The organism is Acrocarpospora macrocephala (assembly GCF_009687865.1).
Lineage (GTDB): Bacteria > Actinomycetota > Actinomycetes > Streptosporangiales > Streptosporangiaceae > Acrocarpospora > Acrocarpospora macrocephala.
The window spans coordinates 83,977-101,873 of the sequence record NZ_BLAE01000030.1; the positions used below are offsets into that span (position 1 = coordinate 83,977).

Sequence of the window (17,897 nt, forward strand, 5' to 3'; positions counted from 1 at the left end):
GGATGCACCCATGTGGGATTTTGTGACAATCGACCGCCATCACCCCGTCGCGGTCCTGACCCTCAACGACCCGGGCCGCCGCAACATCCTCTCCTCGGCGATGGTGCGCGAGCTGGGCGAGGCGCTGGACGAGATCGAGGCCGACCCGGCCGTGCGCGCCCTGGTCGTCACCGGGGCGGGCCCCGCGTTCTGCGCCGGTGCGGAGCTGGCGACGCTCGAACGCGCGGCCGAGGGCGACTTCGGTCTCATCCGCGAGGTCTACGGCGGATTCCTGCGTGTCCTGCACTCGCCGCTGCCGACCATCGCGGCCGTGAACGGACCCGCCGTCGGCGCGGGCTTCAATCTCGCGCTCGCCTGCGACATCCGCCTGGCCGCCCACTCTGCGCGGTTCGTCTGCCGTTTCGCCGAGCTCGGCATCTTCCCCGGCGGCGGCCACACCTGGCTGCTGACCCGGGCCATCGGCCACCAGCACGCGGTCAAATCCCTCCTTTTCGGCGAGACCTGGGACGGGGCCGGAGCCCACCGCATCGGGCTGGTCACCGATGTCCTCCCCGACGGGGAGGTCGTCGGCGCGGCCGTCGCGATGGGTGACACGCTGAAGGGGCTTGAGCCGGAGTACGTCCGCCGGCTCATCGAAACGCTCCGGACGGCCCCGGGGATCACCGGCCACGCGGAGGCGCTGGAGCTGGAGGCCGGGCATCAGGAGTGGTCGACCGGGCGCCCCGCCTTCCTCGCCGGGCTCGCACGGATCAAGGACTCCATGACGGCGCGCTGATCAACTGGCGTGGTGGGAGGTCGCGGCGGCGAGGACATTGCCGACCTGGTCGGCCAGGCTCACCGCGGCGAGGCGGGCCTGGCGGGACGGCCTGGTGCCGGGGGCGGGACGGAGCAGGTAACGGCCGTAGCAGTAGTCGTCGCCGACGACGGGCAGTTCGATCTCGCGGTCGGGCAGGCCGTGCCGCTCCACGTCCAGGCGCCGGTGACCCAGCACGATGGTGCCGTCCTCTTCCATGCGCGGGAGGCCCCCCTGCGGGGGCCCGTACTCGAAGTGGCAGCGGCGGAGATACAGGATCTGCGTGAGATGACGCGCGACCCGGTCGATCACCTCGCTCGGCGCGGCGGCGGTCTGGGCCAGCATGGCGACCTCGTGGACGCGGGCGAGGTAGTCGGCGTCGGTGATGGCGAGCACCTTGACGCGGCGGGCTTTGACCGCCAGCTGGGAGGTCATCAGCCCGACGATGACCAGCAGGGCGGCGGTCTGCAGGTCGACTGATCGGAGAATGGCGAACTGCTCGTACGGCTGAGTGAAGAGAAACGCGAACCAGACAGCGGATGAGAGCGCCGCGATCGCTCCGGCGAAACGGTTCCCCAGGGCGGCGACGGCGACCACGACCACGACCAGGAGGAGGGCTACATTCGCGGTCGAGACCGTTGCCCGCGACGGAATTATCACCGCCGCCACGGTAAGGGGACCCAGCACCGCAGCGCCAATCGCGACAACGTCCCTGATGGTCACGATACGCATCATCATCACCCCTTTGGTGCCGTCGGGCACGGCAAGAAGCGCAACGCCCCGGCACGCCAAGCGGTAGAAAGATATCCTTTTTATGAATTTATCACATTTATCGCCTTGAATCCTTTTTAAGGGTCATGCAAAGGAGTTAGAGGAGGTCAAAATATTCGCGTTGCTCCCAATCCGAGACCTCATCAAGGTAGCGATTGTATTCAGCGCGTTTTAAGTGCACGTACCAGTCGACGACTTCGTCGCCGAGAACGCGGCGGAAGAGCGGGCTGGTGTCCAGAGCGTGGAGCGCGTCACCGAGGGTGCGGGGGAGCCTGGTGGCATCGTCGCGGTACGGGGACTCGGTGGGGGCGCCGGGAGACAGGCCGTGGTCCATCCCGTCCAGGCCGGTGATGAGCTGGGACAGGATGTACAAGTACGGGTTCGCGCCGGGTTCGCCGGAGCGGTTCTCCAGGTGCGCGTTCGGGTCGCCGGGTGCGCCGACGGCTCTGACCATGGCGCCTTTGTTGTCCAGGCCCCACAGCACGCGGTCGGGGGCCAGCGAGTACGGCTGGTACCGCTTGTAGCCGTTCACAGTCGGTGTCGTGAACGCGGCGGCGGCCTCGGCGTGGGCGAGGAGCCCGCCCAGATAGGAGAGACCCTGGGGAGAGAGCACGCTGCCGGGATCGGCGGACGCGAACAGGGGCGCGCCGGTGACGGCGTCGCGGAGGGACTGGTGCAGGTGCCAGCCGGTGGAGGCGGTGTCGGCGCCGCGCGGGCGGGACATGAAGGTCGCGTGCAGGCCGAGGCGGTGGCAGATCTGCTTGAGCGCCATCCGGCAGAGGATCACCTGGTCGGCGACGGCGGACGCGTCCCCGGCGTCCAGGGTCACCTCGAACTGGCTGGGGCCGAATTCCAGCTCGATCGACCGGAGCGGCAGGTCCAGCCGGGTGAGCCCGCGGTGGATCTCGGCGACCAGGTCGTCGGCCTCGTCCAGGGTGTCGACGCGGAGCAGCTGGGAACCGGGGGTGATCGGCCGGACGGCGGGCGCGGCCCCCGGACTGCCGGGACGGCCGACCCGGGCCGGGTGCATCGCGTCGTCGACCCGGGCGAACACGTGGAACTCCAGCTCGGGTCCGACGGTCATCGACAAGCCCCGCTCGGCCAGCCCGGCCAGCTGCCGCCGGAGCAGGCCGCGAGTGCAGTACGGTACGGCTCCGCCGTCCGGAAACCGCAGGTCGGCCAGGATCATCCCGCTCCGCGCCGACCACGGGAGCACCCGGAAGGTGGTCGGGTCGGGCACCAAGACGACGTCCCCGGCCCCCGAGAACCCCCGGTACCCGCCGAGGCTGAGTGCGTCGAAGACGGCGTACGAGGACTTGCCCGAGGTGTCCTTCAGCAGCAGCGAGGAGGGCACGGTCAGCCCGGATCCGAGCACGCCGGGCAGCGCCGCCCTGGTGATCGACTTGCCGCGGAGCACGCCGTGCTGGTCCACGAAGCAGACCCGGACGAGTTCGATCCCGAGCTCGTCGACGACCCGGCGCAGCTGGGCGGCGCTCGCGTACTGCTCCTCCGTCCACAGCCCGTGCCGTTCCACGAAACCGCCCCGTTCTGCGGCCGGCATGGGCCGGGCGCCGTACCCGCCGCCGCCTTCGGCGACCGGCCGCTCGTCGGCGTTACGCATCGGCCACGCCCTCGTGCGCCCACGGGGAGGCCGCGCGCCGCTTGGCGTCGTGCTCCGGCCAGCGTTCCGCCCAGCCGCCGGTGGGGCTGATCATGTCCACCGCGATCGGTCCGGTCAGCCGCCGGGCGCTCGGCGCGTCGAGCGGCTGGGCGGGGAGCGGGTTCCCCGCCTCGAACGCCTCCAGCGCCCGGAGCAGCAGGCGGCGGTTGGCGGTCACCGCGCGGTCCGACACGCCGAGCCGCTCCACCGTGCGGTCCTGGATGCGGCCCATGCTCTCCACCGCCCACTGGTCGTGCACGTTGATGTCCAGGCCCATCCCGGTGTAGGTGAGGTCGCGCTGCTCGGCGGGGTCGAAGCCCCAGTCGTTGGCGCGGTTCCTGATCGGCCGGTAGTCGGGCAGGGTGACCTCGGCGAGCCGCTGGGCGAGCAGGGTCTCCTTGTCGGTCCGCTCGGCGAAGTCGTAGAAGATCATGTACCAGTAGTGGTTCTCGTCGTCGATCGGGACGTGCCACTGGGTGAAGACCTTGCTGTTGCCGAACGGGACCACGAAGGCGTTCGGGAAGAGCAGGTTGGTGATCCGGACGTGCTTGATCTCCTCGGTGAGCTGCCGGAGGGCGAAGACCCGCAGCCCGTGTTCCGCCTGCTCGACCTCGATGTCGGGCCGGTAGTGGTCGCCGACCAGCTTGGAGAGCTTCTGCCCGGTGCCGGCCACCACCTCGCTGAACTGCTGCCCGTACACGTCGCGGGGGTCCTCCCCCACGAAGCGGTGCAGGAACGAGACGTGGCTCGGGTCGATGCCGCCTTCGACGCCCTGCAGCCAGTTGCACTCCCAGAGGCCCTTGAACGCGAAGGTGTACTCCTCCGGCGCGGTGAAGCAGTCGTAGGCGGGCAACGGGGGCGGGTCGCCGGCGCCGAGGTAGGCGAAGACGATGCCGTTCCGCTCCTCGCACGGGTAGCTCCGGATCCGGATCTTGTCGGCGAACGTGCTGTGCGGCGGCTCGGCGGGCTGTTCCAGGCAGCGGCCGTCGGGGCCGTAGAGCCAGCCGTGGTAGAGGCAGCGCAGGCCGCCGTTCTCCAGCCGCCCGTACGACAGGTCCACGCCGCGGTGCGCGCAGTATCTGCTGACCAGGGCCCAGCCGTGGTCGTCGCGGCGGAAGAGGACGAGGTCCTCCCCCATCAGCTTGACGGCCTTGACCGGCCGCTCCGCCGTCAGTTCCGACACGAGCGCGGCGGGTTGCCAGTAGGAGCGCATCAGCTGTCCCAGCGGCGTGCCCGGCCCGGTGCGGGTGAGCTTCTCGTTGTCCTCGCGCTTCAGCACGGCCGATCCTTTCAGCTCGGGGAGCAGCAGCTCGGGGCCTGGTCGCCCGGCGTCGCGTGGCCGGTCTTCCTGGCCGGGGCCGGGATGTCCATCGCCGGGTTGCGGTCGAAGAACCCGTCGGGCTCCAGGATCATCCGCAGCGTGTCGACCGGCATGACCGGCCACTGCTCGGGGCGGGGGTAGTGGTGGCTGCCGAGGACCGGCCAGAGCACCAGCTCGACCCCGTCCAGCGAGCGGTCCTGCCGCTGCCACACGTGCACGCCGTCCTCGCCTGGCTCGGCGTGGTTCGGGTACTGGCCGCCGACGAAACGCTCCGCCGGGTCGTACGGCGTCGCCCACAGGTGCCGGTGCACGAACGGGGCCCGGCGGGCCATCACCGAGTCCGGGCGGCCGAACGGGCGGGCCGTGCCCTGCAGGGTCAGCCGGTAGGCGGTCGGCTCGCCGTACCGGTTGGTGGCGGTGGCGCTCTCGACGCGCCAGTGCCGGGCGGTGGCCGGGTCGGTGCTGCGGGCCGCCTCGGACTCGCGGCGGATGGGGGTCCGGACGTGGCGGACGGCGTTGCCGTACGGGTCCAGCGCGGGGTCGGGCTCGCCCTCCGCGTGCGCCTCCACCAGGCGGTTGAGCGGGCCGTCGATCGCGGTGTCCAGGCGGAGGCCGAAGTAGTGCTGGTGGGTGGGCACCTGGACGTGGTCGGCGACGCGCCTGCCGTACCTGACCTCCTCGTCGGCCTCGACGCCTGAGGCGGACAGCATGCCGGTCAGCTTGACCTCCAGCTCGATCCTGCCGTCCTGGTAGAGCGACCAGTAGAAGCCGTAGTCGTAGTTGGCGACCGTCTGGAAGTTGGACACGATCAGCCGGCGGCTGCGGCGGACCTGGCCCACCCCGCGCCGCAGGTCGTTGTGCTTCCAGAGGATGCTGTCGTCCTCCTCGTGCATGCAGATGGCGTTGCGGATCGTCACCGCCTCGCCGGCGCCGCCCAGGTAGGCCGCGTCGAAGTAGCGGATCAGGCCGAGGCAGTCGCAGCCGAGTTCGAGCGAGTTGGTGAGCGGCCCGGCGCCGTACTCGCCCCAGTCGAAGAAGTTCTTCCGGTACTGGGTGGAGTTGGGGTCGAGGTACGGCACGTACATCTCGTTGCAGGAGGCCCGGCGGAGCACCGAGCGGCCGAGGAACTCCAGGTCGTGCAGGACCAGGCCCTCGCGGTGGGTGAAGCCGATCCGGAACCGCCAGCCCTGCCACTCGACGAGGTGGCCGGTGACGGTGAAGCTGGGCCCCTCCGGCTGGACCACGTCGAGGGGGCGCAGGCCGGGGCGGTCCGGCCCGAAACCGCCGGGCTCCAGCGGGCCCGCCTCGGGGGACATCGGGACGACCCCGTGGTCCTCGACCTCGATGACCTCCATGGTGTGCATGTCGATGATCGGCACCACGCCCTGGACCGGGCGGACGTAGCCGTTGTCGCCCTCGTCGACGCGGTGCCAGACGGTGCCCCAGGTCAGCCGGCGGCCGGCGTACCGCTCGGGCTCGAAGCCGCCCATCGACTCGGCGTCGATCATGACGAGGGACACGTCGTGGATGCCGCGCCTGGCCAGCGCCGCCTGGAACAGCGGGCTCTCCCGGCAGGCCCGCGCGGCCGAGCGGGCCTCGTCGGAGGTGATGCCGGGGCGGCGGTGGTCGACCGGGCGCCACTCGGCGCACCGGGGGGCGTCGTCCAGGACGACGTCGACCTCCCAGGCGGCGGGGGCGTCGTGATCGATGACGACGACGGTCAGCCGCCGCACGGTCGCGGGCACCGCACCGGCCACGGCGGCGCGGGCCGCGGCCTCGTCCAGGTAGGCGCCCCAGAATCCGGCCCGCGCGCCGAGCCGGCCGTCCGCCCGGATCAGCGCCACCGCCCGCTCGATCTCCGCTGGGGTGAGCGGGTCGAAGGGGTGCCGCTCGCCGTGCGACGGCTCAGCAACGGACAAATGCAGCATTTCAGTCATGTTGGGATCCTATCGCCCTTATTATGGATCCAGATAGTCATCGTGGGACCGAACAAGGTCGCTCAAGTTGCCACCGCGTTCGCGATCGCGGAATGATTCGCTTGCCAGCGTCGACCCAACCTCGCGAAATTGGATCCATCGTTGGGACGCGAATCGATCGCTGTCGTGCCCCGTCCCACCCGCAGGTGAAAGGTCTCCTTCCGTGGACTCCGACGCGACTTCCCTGGACCGAAGCGCCCTGGTCGACGAGACGGCCAGCGCGATCCGGGCCCGCATCATGTCGGGAGAGATCCCGATCGGCGCCCAGCTCAGGCAGGCGGAGCTGGCCGCGCAGCTGGGCATCAGCCGCACCCCGATCCGGGAGGCGCTCCGCCAGCTCCAGGCCGGCGGGCTCATCGAGGTGCTGCCCCGCCGGGGGGCCGTGGTCCGCGTGCCCTCCCCCTGGGAGGTGCGGGAGGCGTACGAGGTGCGCGCGGAGCTGGAGGGCCTGGCCTGCGAGCGGGCGGTCCGCCGGGTGACCAGGACGCTGCTCGCCGAGCTCCGCGGGACCAACGACGTGCTCCGCGCCAACGAGCGCCCGCCGGCCCCGCCCGGGCCGGGGGCGCCGGTGTCGCCCACCACGATCGCCAACGACCGCTTCCACACCCTGATCCACGAGATGGCCGGGAACGAGCGGCTGGCCAGGACCATCCGGGACATCAACGAAGCCTTCCCGCGGAACGTCTCGGCCCTCGTGCTCCAGGACGACCCGCGCCACCGGGCGGACAACCTGGCCGAACACGAGCGGATCGTCGCCGCGCTCGAAGCCGAGGACGCCAAGCTGGCCCGCCGCGAGATGCGCGACCACGTGCTGGCCGCCGGGGAGCAGCTCGCCCGCTGGTACGAGCGCAGGACGGCGACGGTGTTCCGCGGCTGACCAGGCCGTGCGGCCGCGGCGCACCGGCATCGGTCACCGCTCCCGGCGCAGCATCCGCGCGGGATCGAGGAAGTCCAGGTCAGGCCGGGGCACCCGGTACGCGAGGTCGGCCAGCGCCGCCCCGATGGCCGGGCCGAACTTGAACCCGTGCCCGGAGCAGGCCGCCGCGACCAGCACCTGCGGGGTCTCCGGCAGCGGGCCGACCGCGAACCGGTTGCCCGGCGCCATCGTGTACCGGCAGGCCAGGTCCGCCTCGACGGCGCCGTCGGCGGTGGGCAGGAAACGGGCGGCCAGCGCCCGCAGCGTGGCCCGCTCCGTCTCGGTCACCGGGCCGGGAACGGTAGCCGGGTCGTCGTCGGGGCCCAGGTCCAGGCCGATCTTGACCGCGCGGCCGCCGATGGCCGGGATGCCGTACAGCAGGCCGACGTCCGGGACGTCCACGGAGAAGCTGCCCAGGGCGGGCGGCGCGAGCGTGGAGGTGACCGACGACCCCACGTGGATGTTGACGATCCGGATCACGCGCAGCACGTCCGCGAACGCCGGGATCAGCGACCCGGTCCACGGTCCGGCGCAGACCACCAGGCGGGCGGCCCGCACGGGGCCGTGCGGGGTGCGCACCACCACGCCGTCGCCGTCCGGGGCCCAGTCCAGCACGGGGGTCCCGTCGTGCCGCCGCACGCCGTGCCCGCGGCCGAGTTCGGCCAGGGCCGCCAGCGCGCCCGAGGCGTCGATCACCCCCGCGTCGGGGTCGTGCACCGCGACGTACTCCTCCCCCAGCGCGAGACCGGGGAAGATCTCGGCCGCTCGCGCGCCGTCGACCAGGGTGCAGCCCGGCCCGCGCAGCCCGCCCGCTCCCCCGCCCGCCGGCCGGGCGTAGAGCCCGCCGGTACGCGTGACCAGGGCGCGCCCGGCCTCCGCCTCCAGCGCCGCCCAGCCCAGGTAGGCCCGGTCGACCAGGTCGTCCCAGACCGGCGACGGGTAGGCCCGGCGGATCATCCTGGTCGGCCCGTGTGAGGAGCCGCGCCCGTGCCCGGCCGCGAACTGCTCCAGGTGGAGGACACGATCGCCGCGCGCCGCGAGCTGCCAGGCGGCGGACGAACCGTGCACCCCCGCGCCGATCACGATCGTGTCCACGTGCTCGGACAGCAGGGCGGGCGCGGATACCGGCCGCTCACCCGGCAGCGGCGCTCCGGCTCTCCTGGGGGACACCCGGGGAGACAGCGCGTCGACCAGGGCGGCGATGTCGTCGGAGTCGTTGTAGACGTGCACCGACGCCCGGACCACCCCCGGCAGGCCACGGCGGCCCAGGTCCCACTGGCCGTGCGCGGCCGGGACCGAGACCACGTGCAGCCCGGCGACGCGGAGCGCGCGGGCCGTCCTGGCCGGCGTCTCGCCGTCGCGTACGAAGGTCACGATGCCGCCGCCGGCCGCGGGCGGGTCGACGACCCGGACGCCGGGGACGGCGGCGAGCGCGGCGCGCAGCTCCGCGCCGAGGGCGGCGATGTGCCGGTGGGTCGCGTCGGCCCCGGTCGCGTGGAGTTCTTCGAGCGCCGCCGTGAGGCCGAGGCGGAGGGCGTGCGAGTACTCCCAGGTCTCGAACCGGCGCGCGCCGGGGACCAGCCCGTACTCGTCGTCGGCCGTCCAGCTGGCGCCCCGCACGTCGGGCGCGGGCGGCCGGAGCTCCGCGCCGAGCACCGGGTCGAGCCAGAGCAGCCCGGTGCCGCGCGGCCCGCGGAGGAACTTGCGGCCGGTGCCGACGAGCAGCGCGCACCCGATCTCGGTGACGTCCACCGGAAGCTGGCCGAGCGACTGGGTGGCGTCGAGCAGGTAGGGCACGCCGGCGGCGCGGGCGAGCTCGCCGATCGCCGCCGCGGGCTCGATCAGCCCGGACGACGTCGGCACGTGGGCGGCGGTGACCAGGGCGGCGGGCGTGCGCAGGGCGGCCCGCAGCGCGCCGAGATCCACCGCGCCGGTCTCGTCGGCGCCGATCACCTCGACCACGACCCCGTACCTGCGGCGCAGCTCGAACAGGTGCAGGGCCGAGCTGACGTAGGTCGACGAGGTCGCCACCACGCGGTCGCCAGGACCGAGGCGCAGCCCGTCGACGGCGCGGTGCCAGGCCACCGTGGCGCTCTCGGTGAAGGCCACGTCCTCGGCGCGGCCGCCGATGAGCCGCGCGGCCAGCCCGTACGCCTGCTCGGCCCGCGGGCGGACCGCCTCGGCGGCCTCGTAGCCGCCGATCCGCGCCTCCAGCCGGAGATGGTCGACGACGGTCTCCAGGACGGCCGCGCTGGGCAGCGCCGCCCCGGCGGCGTTGAGATGGCGGGCGTGCCCGGTCCCGGGGGTCGCGGCCCGGGCGGCGGCGACCAGCGAGCCGGTGGCCGCCGCGACCGGAGCCGCCCCGTCGAGTTGCGTCGTCACAGCGCCACCACGACGCTCTTGCGCTCGCAGAAGCCGTGCAGCGCCTCGTCGCCCAGGTCCCGGCCGAGCCCGGAGTCCCGCACCCCGCCGAACGGCAGGGCGGGGTCGAAGATGTTGTAGGTGTTGATCCACACCGTCCCGACGTGCAGTTCCCTGGCCATCCGGTGCGCCCGCGCGACGTCGCGGGTCCAGACCCCGGCGGCGAGGCCGTAGTCGGAGTCGTTGGCGATGGCGACCGCGTCGGCCTCGTCGGCGAACGGGATGACCCCGACCACCGGGCCGAAGATCTCCTCCCGGGCGATCCGCATGTCGTTGCGCACCCCGGTGAAGAGGGTGGGTTCCACGAAGAATCCGGGCCGGTCGGGCACGCCGCCCCCGTAGGCCAGAGTGGCGCCCTCAGCCACCCCCGCCTCGATGTAGGACAGCACCCGGCCGCGCTGCTCCTCCGACACCAGCGGGCCGACCGTGATCCCGCCGGCCAGCCCGTCGCCCACCGGCACCTTGGCGACGGCGGCGGCCAGCCGCTCGTGCATCTCGCCGAGGATCGACTCCTGCACCAGCAACCGGCTCCCGGCCGTGCACATCTGCCCCGAGTGCCCGAAGGACGCCCGCATCGCGGTGACCACCGCCGCGTCCAGGTCGGCGTCGGCGAACACGATGTTCGGGCTCTTGCCGCCGAGTTCCAGGGTCAGCCGGGTGATGGACGGCGCCGCCGCGGCCATCACCAGCCGCCCGACCTCGGTCGACCCGGTGAAGGACACCTTGGCCACGCCGGGGTGGGCGGCGAGCGCGGCACCCGCCTCGCCGTCGCCGGTGAGCACGTTGAGCACCCCGTCGGGCAGCCCCGCCTCGGCGCAGACAGCGGCGAGCCTGAGCATGGTGAGCGGCGTCTGCTCGGCGGGCTTCACCACGACCGGGCAGCCCGCGGCCAGGGCCGGGGCCAGCTTGAAGCAGGCGGTCATGATCGGGAAGTTCCACGGCAGGATCAGCGCGGCCACCCCGACCGGTTCCAGCACCGTGTACGCGTGGTGCGGGGCGCCGTTGCCGTCGATCGGGATCACCGCCCCGGTCAGCCGCCCGGGGGCGCCCGCGAAGTGCCGGAAGGTCCGCGCGCCCGCCGCGACGTCGGCCCGGGACCGCTCGATCGGCTTGCCGTTGTCCCGGGTCTCCAGCACCGCGAGTTCCTCGGCGGCGGCCTCGATCAGCTCGGCCACCCGGTGCAGCACGCGGGTGCGCTCCAGCGGCGGCAGACCGCGCCAGCGCGCGTCGGCGTGCGCCTGGGCCGCCGCGGCGACCGCCGCGTCGACGTCGGCGGCGGTCGCCTGGGCGACCCGGCTGAGCAGGGCGCCGGACGCGGGATCGACGACGTCGATCCGGTCCCGGTCGCCCGGGGGAATCCACACCCCGCCGACGAGGAACGGCTCCTCGTCGCGGAGCGGGACCAACCTGCCGTCGGCTGCGGTCGTGCTCATGTACGTCGTGCCCCCAATGCCGAAAGGGATCCTAGTTTTCATCGCTTGGATCCAATAATACGATTTGATCGTGTTTTTGTGCCAAGGGGGTCCTTTGATGACCCACCACGGTTACGGCCGGTTCAACAGGCGGCGCGGGTTCTCGATGAGGATGCGTTCGACGACCTTCGGGTCCCCGCCCGCCAGCCGGGTGATCCCCGGGCCGATCCGCCGGAACAGGTGGTCGTAGCCGAACCCGCCGTTGTGCTTGAGGTTGGCCTGCGCCCACACGTCGGCCCCGATGACCAGCCGGTCCGCGAAACCCTCGGAGAGCAGCCAGGCCACCATCTCGAACCGTTCCGCGTCGGTGGGGTTGCGCTGGGCGGGGTCGCCGTACAGGAAGTCCGAGCCGAAGGTGTCGTAGGCGAGCGTCGCCCCGGCCTGCGCGACCTCCCGGTGGTAGCCGGGGTCGAAGTACTCGTCGAGGTGGCCGATGACCACCCGCGACGGGTCCATCCCCTCCTCGACCAGCGCCTCCAGCACCGGGATGGCGGGTCTGCCGCGGAACGAGAGGTGGACGTAGACGGCGGCGCCGGTCTCCGCGCCGGCCCGGCCGGCCGCGCGGAGCACCTTCCACTCGCCGTCGGTCACCGGCCAGCTCGTGCCGATCTCACCGAGCAGCGCCGGGCGGATGCCGGTGCCGCCGATGCCGTGCCGCAGCTCGTCCAGGAGCATCTCGGTGACGCCGTCCACACCGGCGGCGCGCACCCGGGCGGGGTGGGTCTGCTCCACGTAGAACCCGCCGCCCACGCAGACGTGCACGCCGCTGCGGCGGGAGATGTCCGGCAGTTCGGCGAGCCGCCGCCCCATGCCCTCCAAAGTCAGCTCGACGACGGCGCTCGCGCCCGCCGCCCGCGCGTCCGCCAGCTCCCGCACCGCCACGTCCGGATCGTGCAGCACCAGGTTCTCCGGGATGGACAAGGCGTTCCACCGCAGGTAGCCGAGGAGTTCCGGGCCGATCGGCACCCCGGGCGGGGGTTCCTCGGCGCTCGGCCTGCTCCACACCCGCAGGTCGCTGAGCAGGTGCTCGTGCATCGAGGTCGGCCCGAGCTCGGCGGGCTCGATCGGCCCGAGAACGGTGTGAATGGGCATGTCTCTCCCGTCATCCGGCGTATACGGTCTGGCCGCCGACAACGGTCCTGAGCACCTGGATGTCGCCGGCCCGCTCGTCCTCGGTCTCCACCGGATCGGCGTCGAGCTCCACCCAGTCGGCGAGCGCGCCCGGCGCGAGCCACCCGCGTTCCCCGTCGGCGAAGCAGTACCTGGCGGCGTCCACGGTGTACATGCGGAGCGCCTCCTCGGCGGTGATCGCCTGCTCGGGCCCGAGCGGGGCGTCGAGGCCGCGGACCCGCCTGGTCCTGGCCTGCCACATGCCGAACAGCGGCGACATCGGGAAGTCCGGGCCGTCGGAGCCGCCCGCCACCGTCACCCCGGCGTCGAGCCAGTCCCGCAGCGGCGCCGTGCCGGCGGCCGGTTCCCCGAACCGGGCGGCGATCCCGGACGCCACCCGCCACTGCATGGACGGCTGGGTGGAGAGCAGCACGCCGAGCCGCCCGGCCAGCGCCATGCTCTCCGCCGACGGCCAGAGGTAGCAGTGCATGATCGAGAACCGCAGGTCGCGGATGGGCCACTCCGCGTCCGCCCGCTCGAACGCCGCCAGGGCGACCCGGACCGCCTCGTCCCCGACGGCGTGCACCGCCATCGACCACCCCTCTCGGGCGCAGAACCGGACGAGTTCCTCGAAGGTCTCCGACCCGCAGGTCTGGTTGCCGTGGTATCCGTCGGTGCCCGGCCAGGGCCGGGAGAGCAGCGCCGTGCCGAAGCCGCCGGTGCCGTCCAGGTAGACCTTGAGCGGCCCCAGCTTGAACAGCTCGTCGCCGAACCCCGTCCGCACCCCGAGCCCGCCGAGCCCGCGCAGGAACCGCCCGGGCGGCACGTCGGTGTCGGCCAGCGGCATGCCCATGGTCCGCAGGGTGAGCCGTCCGGTCCGCCAGGCGTCCTGGTAGACGGCCATCTCGTGGGGGAACAGGCCGGGCTCGCTCGCCCCGGTGACGCCCAGCGAGTGCAGGTGCCGCTGCGCCTCGTCCAGGGCGGCCGCCAGTTCCGCCGCCGAGGGCGGCGGGATCAGCGAGAAGACCAGGTCCGCGGCCGGGCGCTCGACCAGGACGCCGGTCGGCTCGCCGTCCGGCGTCCGCTCGATCCGCCCGCCGGGCGGATCGGGGGTGGCGCGGCCGATCCCGGCGCGGCGCATCGCCTCGCTGTTCACGATCGCGTCGTGGGTGCGCCGGTCCAGGTAGAGGGCGACCCCCGGGGAGACCGGGTCCAGGTCGGCCGCGGTGGGCAGCCGGCCCTCGGCGAGATCCTCCTCGTGGAAGTGGGCCCCCACCACGACCCAGTCGTGGCCGGGGTTGGCCGCGAGCCAGTCCCGGATCCGGTCGACCACCTCGGCCACCGACCCCGCCTCCGAGATGGTCAGCCGCCGGCGTTCGAGTCCGGCGGTGAGCACATGGACGTGGGAGTCGATGAAGCCGGGGAGCACGGGCCCGGCCGCCCGGTGGACGGGGACGTGCGCGCCCGCCAGGGCGCGCACGTCGGCCAGGTCGCCCGTGGCGGCGATCCGGTCGCCGACCACGAGCATGGCCTCGGCCAGCGGCCGCGCGGGATCCATGGTCCGGATGCGCCCGGCGACCACGGTCGCCGGGCCGGCCGGATCCGGGCTACTGGGCAAGCCAGCCCGTGTACCAGGCGAGGAGTGCGTCACGCTGCTCCGCCCGCGCCCGGGAGTTCTGCCAGACGATCTTGTCGTGGGAGGGGGAGCTGACGATGTTGGCAAGGGTCTCCTCGGTCATGTGCTGGAACGCGTCGGGGTTGCCGGGGCCGTAGCCGGTCAGCTTCGCGAACTCGGCCTGCCGCTTCGGGTCGCTCATCCACTCCGCGAGCGCGAAGATGTTGTCCGGGTTCGGCGCCTTGGCGGGGGTGACCATCACGTTCGGCGCGACGACCGCCTGGTTCCAGGAGACGGTGACGTCCTGGCCGCCGTTGCGGAGCGCGGCGTACTGGCCGCTCGGGCCGAGGGCGACCGCGGCGGTCCCGGAGGCGATCAGCTGCTGGATCTCCGGGTAGGCGTTGTAGAAGACCATGTTCGGGCGCAGCTCGTTCAGCTTCTTGGTGCACCGGTCGAGGTCGAGCGGGTAGAGCTGGTCGGCGGCGACGCCGTCGGCGAGCAGCGCGACCTCGCAGGTGCTGTCGTAGCTGCCGGGGGTGCCGGGCCAGGCCCGCTTGCCGGGGAACTTTTTGACGTCCCAGAAGTCGGCCCAGGTCTGCGGGCCGCCGTTGGGGAAGGTGCTGGTCAGGTAGCCCTGAGCGTGGCCGACCAGGAAGGTGCCCCACGCCTTGTCCCTGATGTCCTCCGGCAGCTGCTGGTCCAGGGTGGCGCCGGCGGGCCGGGAGAGGATGTTGTCCTTGTACCGGTAGGCGTAGTCGAGGCCGACGTGCATGGCGTCGTAGTCGCCCGCGCCGCCGTTGAGCATGGTGTCGGCGAGCGCGTCCTCCTCGACGGTGGAGACCACCTCCACCCCGGTGTCGCCGGTGAACCCGTCGAAGTAGGTCGTCTGGCGGGCCTTGTTGGTGGGGCCGCCGAAGTCGGCCCAGACGATCCTGCCGGACAGCTTCTGTCCGCCGGACGGGGCGGCCGTGCCGGACGGGGCGCTCGTGGTGGACTCGGTGCCGCCACCGCAGGCGCTCAGCGCGAGCGCGGCGGTGAGGGACAGCGCCACCGCGGAGAACAGGCGGCGGGTGGACCGTGAGGGAAGGGGACGCGGGGGAAGGGGACGGAGCGGCGCTGGAGCGGACATAGGCTTCGAGCCTCCAAGTCGGGACGCTGCGGTGTCGCAGATACCTCGAGGATCGTGGATTCACTTTGAGGTGTCTTGGATCCAATGTAAGTGCCTAGGATGCATCCGTAGGTTAAGGACAGGTATCGGATTTCGGTCACCCGGGCTCGTCGAGTACCGGGGCCCCCGAGGCGAACCTGCGGACGACGTTGCCGAGCAGCCGGCTGACATCGCCGTCGAGCTCGCGGAGCGCCCCCGCGAACGCGATGGACCCGGCCGAGAAGACCGCTCCCCCACCGGCCCGGGGAACGAGCACCAGGTCCGCGTGGACCCGCGGATTCCGTCCACCGCCCAGCACCCGGCTGGTCATGTTGAAGTTCTCCCTGGCCTCCAGCATGTCGTCGTCGTGCCCGACCGAGGTCGCGAGCACGATCGCCTCGGCCGCGGTGCCCAGCGGCGGGGCGGCCGAGTCGATCTCCAGCCCGGCCGCGCCGCCCGACACGCCGTCGGCGCCGAAATCCCGGGCGCGGACGCCGTCGAACACCCAGTCGGTGGCGGGGTCGTGGGCGACCCGGCGGTACGGCGCCCCCGAGCCCGGATTGCCCGCCGCGACGAACCCGACCCCGAAGGTCTTCTGCGGCGCCCGGCCGCGGAACCGCCAGATGCCGCCCTGCTGGCCGGTGAACCCCAGGTGGTACTCGCCGGGCTCGGCCAGCCAGGCCTGGGTGCCGCCCCACCGCCGGACCTCGATCACCTGCTCGTCCTGCGGATCGACCCCGGTCACCCAGTACATGCCGTTGCCGCCGAGGTAGCAGAGCCGCCCGCCGGTGGCGGCGTACTCCTCGTAGGCGGCCAGCATCTCCAGGGTCGGGTATTCCGGATGCGTCCCGGTGAGGACGACCGGGTACCCGGCGAGCAGGCCGGCGCCCTCGCGGTGCAGGTCCCGGTCGGTGGCGACGTCGAACGGGATGCCCGAGCGGTCGAGCCAGTCGACCAGCTGCATGTCCCCGGTGAACTGCCAGACCGGCGCGTTGTGGTCGTAGGCGCGTTCGCGCAGCGTGAGCAGCGGGCGCCGCCAGCTGGAGTAGCAGACGCCGGTGCCGTCGGCGTGCGCCTCGTACAGGGAGTAGCCGAGCTCGCGGTGGGCGTCCCGGAAGAGCTCGAAGTCGTCGAGGGCCGGGACCTGCTGGGTCCACACCTGGGTGCGCGGGCTGTCCACCCCGACGTGGTCGTTGCCGTAGGCGAGGTAGCTGTTGGTGGGCAGGACGAGCAGCACCCGGGCCGGCCGCGCGTCCCCGGCCGGGCGGACGAACACCGGCACCGTGTCGGCGGCGCCGTCGGTGTCGGTCAGCTCCAGCGCGTACACGCCGCTGGGCAGGCCGGACGGCAGGCGGAGCACGGCCGGATCCCGCCAGCCGCAGTCGGTCATGTCGTCCCGGTGGAAGTGGATCGCGGCGTACTGTGCGGGAGCGAACCGGAAGTCGGTGACGTCTCCCGTCCACCCGGACGCGGTCACCGCGCGCTGCGGGTGGTGCACGGCCGTCCCGTGCCGCCCGTACGGCCCGGCGTCCACGACCTGACCGGTACGGCTGACGCCCCCGGGCCCGATGCCCGCCGCCAGATCCCAGGCGGCGACGACGTCCGGATGCCCGGCGAGCGTGGCACGGTCACCGCGCGCTCCCGCCCGCCCGACGACCACCGGGTTCTCGACCCGCCCGTCGTAACGCTCGTCCCCCTCGCCGCTCTCCGCCCGCCGCCCCCAGCGCAGCGGGACGCCCCGCGGGGGAAGCGGATCCCCGGGCAGCCGGGTCTCCGCCCGGGCCGGAGCGCTGCGGGGCAGCACCACCCGGTCGGCCTCGAACGTGCCGCACGCGGCGACCTCCAGCTCGACGGCCGCTCCCGCGGCGCCGCCGATCGAGGCGCGCAGCTCGTACCAGCACCCGGACACCAGCGGCGCCCCGGCGACCAGCTCGGCCACGCCCGCCGCCGTGCCCACCACGAGCCGGGCCCGCCCGTCGGCGGCCAGGCCGAGCGTCCACCCCGCCGTGCCGTCCCAATGCGCGAGCACCGCCTGGGCGTCCGCGCCCGGCCGGGTCGGCATCACCGCGACGGCCACGGTCAGCCCGTCGGGCCCGGCCGAGGGGAACCCGTCGACCCGTACGGACGAGCCTGCGATCGTCTCCTGGACGACCCCCGGACGGGTGATCGGAGCGACCCCGGGCACCGGAGCGACCCGGCGGCGCACTCCCGCGCTCGGGATCGACAGCGCGAGCAGGCGGACCAGCCGGGCGCTCCACTCGGCCGCGGGCGTGCTCACGTAGCAGGTCACGTCGTCGCCCGGCCGGTAGGAGATCCGGTCGGTGTACCCCATCACCCCGGGACGCCCGCTCACGGCAGCAGCCCGTAGTCCCGCAGCCTGCGCAGCAGCACCGCGTGCTCGGCCTCCCGGCGGGTGGCGTGCCGGTCCGCGCCGTCCGGGGCCGGGGGCGCGCCGCGGACCGTGGCGCGGCGGACGACCGCGAAGCCGTCCGGCGTGCGCAGCACCGCGTACCGCGGCAGCTCGGGGTCGGGGTTGCGGCGCAGGAAGTCCAGCACCTCGACCAGCGCGGCGGACTGCCCGCCGCGCGGTGGATGGGCGCGTGCCTCGGCCAGCAGCGCGGGGGTGACGAGGGCGCGGATCCGGTTGCCGCGGATGAACTCGTCCTGGATGCTCAGGCCCATGCCGGCTCCCCTC

At 73.2% G+C, this 17,897-nt stretch carries 13 protein-coding genes; 2 read left to right on the forward strand and 11 right to left on the reverse strand.

Annotation, left to right across the window (positions count from 1 at the left end):
• The first annotated feature begins 10 nt into the window (after window positions 1-10).
• Window positions 11-775, forward strand: a complete 765-nt coding sequence (locus tag Amac_RS25405) for an enoyl-CoA hydratase-related protein (RefSeq protein WP_155356904.1) — start codon at window positions 11-13, stop codon at window positions 773-775.
• Here Amac_RS25405 and Amac_RS25410 read toward each other — a convergent pair whose 3' ends face one another.
• The 4 genes from Amac_RS25410 to Amac_RS25425 form a co-directional block, all read right to left on the reverse strand.
• Window positions 776-1,516 carry a DUF4118 domain-containing protein gene (locus Amac_RS25410; RefSeq protein WP_373869839.1) on the reverse strand — a complete coding sequence of 247 codons (741 nt, stop codon included), beginning with the start codon at window positions 1,514-1,516 and terminating at the stop codon, window positions 776-778. It lies immediately after the preceding gene.
• A 145-nt stretch (window positions 1,517-1,661) separates the two neighbouring features.
• A complete protein-coding gene (locus Amac_RS25415; RefSeq protein WP_155356905.1) occupies window positions 1,662-3,185 on the reverse strand; it encodes a glutamine synthetase family protein in 1,524 nt (507 codons plus the stop codon).
• Entirely contained in the window at window positions 3,178-4,503 is a 1,326-nt protein-coding gene (locus Amac_RS25420) for a Rieske 2Fe-2S domain-containing protein (RefSeq protein ID WP_155356906.1), read from the reverse strand. The genes Amac_RS25415 and Amac_RS25420 overlap by 8 nt, the downstream gene beginning before the upstream one ends.
• 11 nt (window positions 4,504-4,514) lie before the next feature.
• A complete protein-coding gene (locus Amac_RS25425) occupies window positions 4,515-6,482 on the reverse strand; it encodes a primary-amine oxidase (protein WP_218041274.1) in 1,968 nt (655 codons plus the stop codon).
• Window positions 6,483-6,684: 202 nt separating this feature from the next.
• On the opposite strand from Amac_RS25425, the gene Amac_RS25430 reads away from it, so the two are divergent.
• Window positions 6,685-7,398 (forward strand): GntR family transcriptional regulator, encoded by a 714-nt coding sequence (locus Amac_RS25430; protein ID WP_218041275.1) that lies wholly within the window; start codon window positions 6,685-6,687, stop codon window positions 7,396-7,398.
• Window positions 7,399-7,431: 33 nt separating this feature from the next.
• On the opposite strand, the gene Amac_RS25435 is transcribed toward Amac_RS25430, so the two are convergent.
• From Amac_RS25435 to Amac_RS25465, 7 genes are all read right to left on the reverse strand, one after another.
• Window positions 7,432-9,819: an FAD-dependent oxidoreductase gene (locus Amac_RS25435; protein ID WP_155356907.1), complete on the reverse strand. Its 2,388-nt coding sequence runs from the start codon at window positions 9,817-9,819 to the stop codon at window positions 7,432-7,434.
• Window positions 9,816-11,291, reverse strand: coding sequence for an aldehyde dehydrogenase family protein (locus Amac_RS25440; RefSeq protein ID WP_174900224.1), 1,476 nt, complete (start codon window positions 11,289-11,291; stop codon window positions 9,816-9,818). The genes Amac_RS25435 and Amac_RS25440 overlap by 4 nt, the downstream gene beginning before the upstream one ends.
• Before the next feature lie 111 nt (window positions 11,292-11,402).
• On the reverse strand, window positions 11,403-12,422 hold the full coding sequence (locus Amac_RS25445; RefSeq protein ID WP_155356908.1) for a phosphotriesterase family protein: 1,020 nt from the start codon (window positions 12,420-12,422) through the stop codon (window positions 11,403-11,405).
• A 10-nt stretch (window positions 12,423-12,432) separates the two neighbouring features.
• On the reverse strand, window positions 12,433-14,058 hold the full coding sequence (locus Amac_RS25450; protein ID WP_155356909.1) for an amidohydrolase: 1,626 nt from the start codon (window positions 14,056-14,058) through the stop codon (window positions 12,433-12,435).
• The gene (locus Amac_RS25455; protein ID WP_155356910.1) at window positions 14,048-15,184 is read right to left on the reverse strand and encodes an extracellular solute-binding protein; all 1,137 of its coding nucleotides are present in this window, start codon (window positions 15,182-15,184) and stop codon (window positions 14,048-14,050) included. The genes Amac_RS25450 and Amac_RS25455 overlap by 11 nt, the downstream gene beginning before the upstream one ends.
• Before the next feature lie 136 nt (window positions 15,185-15,320).
• Window positions 15,321-17,555 carry a N,N-dimethylformamidase beta subunit family domain-containing protein gene (locus tag Amac_RS25460; RefSeq protein ID WP_155356911.1) on the reverse strand — a complete coding sequence of 745 codons (2,235 nt, stop codon included), beginning with the start codon at window positions 17,553-17,555 and terminating at the stop codon, window positions 15,321-15,323.
• Window positions 17,552-17,884 (reverse strand): N,N-dimethylformamidase alpha subunit family protein, encoded by a 333-nt coding sequence (locus Amac_RS25465; protein ID WP_155356912.1) that lies wholly within the window; start codon window positions 17,882-17,884, stop codon window positions 17,552-17,554. Before Amac_RS25465 ends, Amac_RS25460 begins: the two co-directional genes overlap by 4 nt.
• Window positions 17,885-17,897 lie beyond the last annotated feature (13 nt).

Coding starts and splice junctions, on each gene's coding strand:
- Amac_RS25445 (WP_155356908.1), bottom strand. CDS start 12,422: ATGCCCATTCACACCGTTCTCGGGCCGATCGAGCCCGCCGAGCTCGGG.
- Amac_RS25455 (WP_155356910.1), bottom strand. CDS start 15,184: ATGTCCGCTCCAGCGCCGCTCCGTCCCCTTCCCCCGCGTCCCCTTCCC.
- Amac_RS25440 (WP_174900224.1), bottom strand. CDS start 11,291: ATGAGCACGACCGCAGCCGACGGCAGGTTGGTCCCGCTCCGCGACGAG.
- Amac_RS25465 (WP_155356912.1), bottom strand. CDS start 17,884: ATGGGCCTGAGCATCCAGGACGAGTTCATCCGCGGCAACCGGATCCGC.
- Amac_RS25425 (WP_218041274.1), bottom strand. CDS start 6,482: ATGACTGAAATGCTGCATTTGTCCGTTGCTGAGCCGTCGCACGGCGAG.
- Amac_RS25415 (WP_155356905.1), bottom strand. CDS start 3,185: ATGCGTAACGCCGACGAGCGGCCGGTCGCCGAAGGCGGCGGCGGGTAC.
- Amac_RS25405 (WP_155356904.1), top strand. CDS start 11: ATGTGGGATTTTGTGACAATCGACCGCCATCACCCCGTCGCGGTCCTG.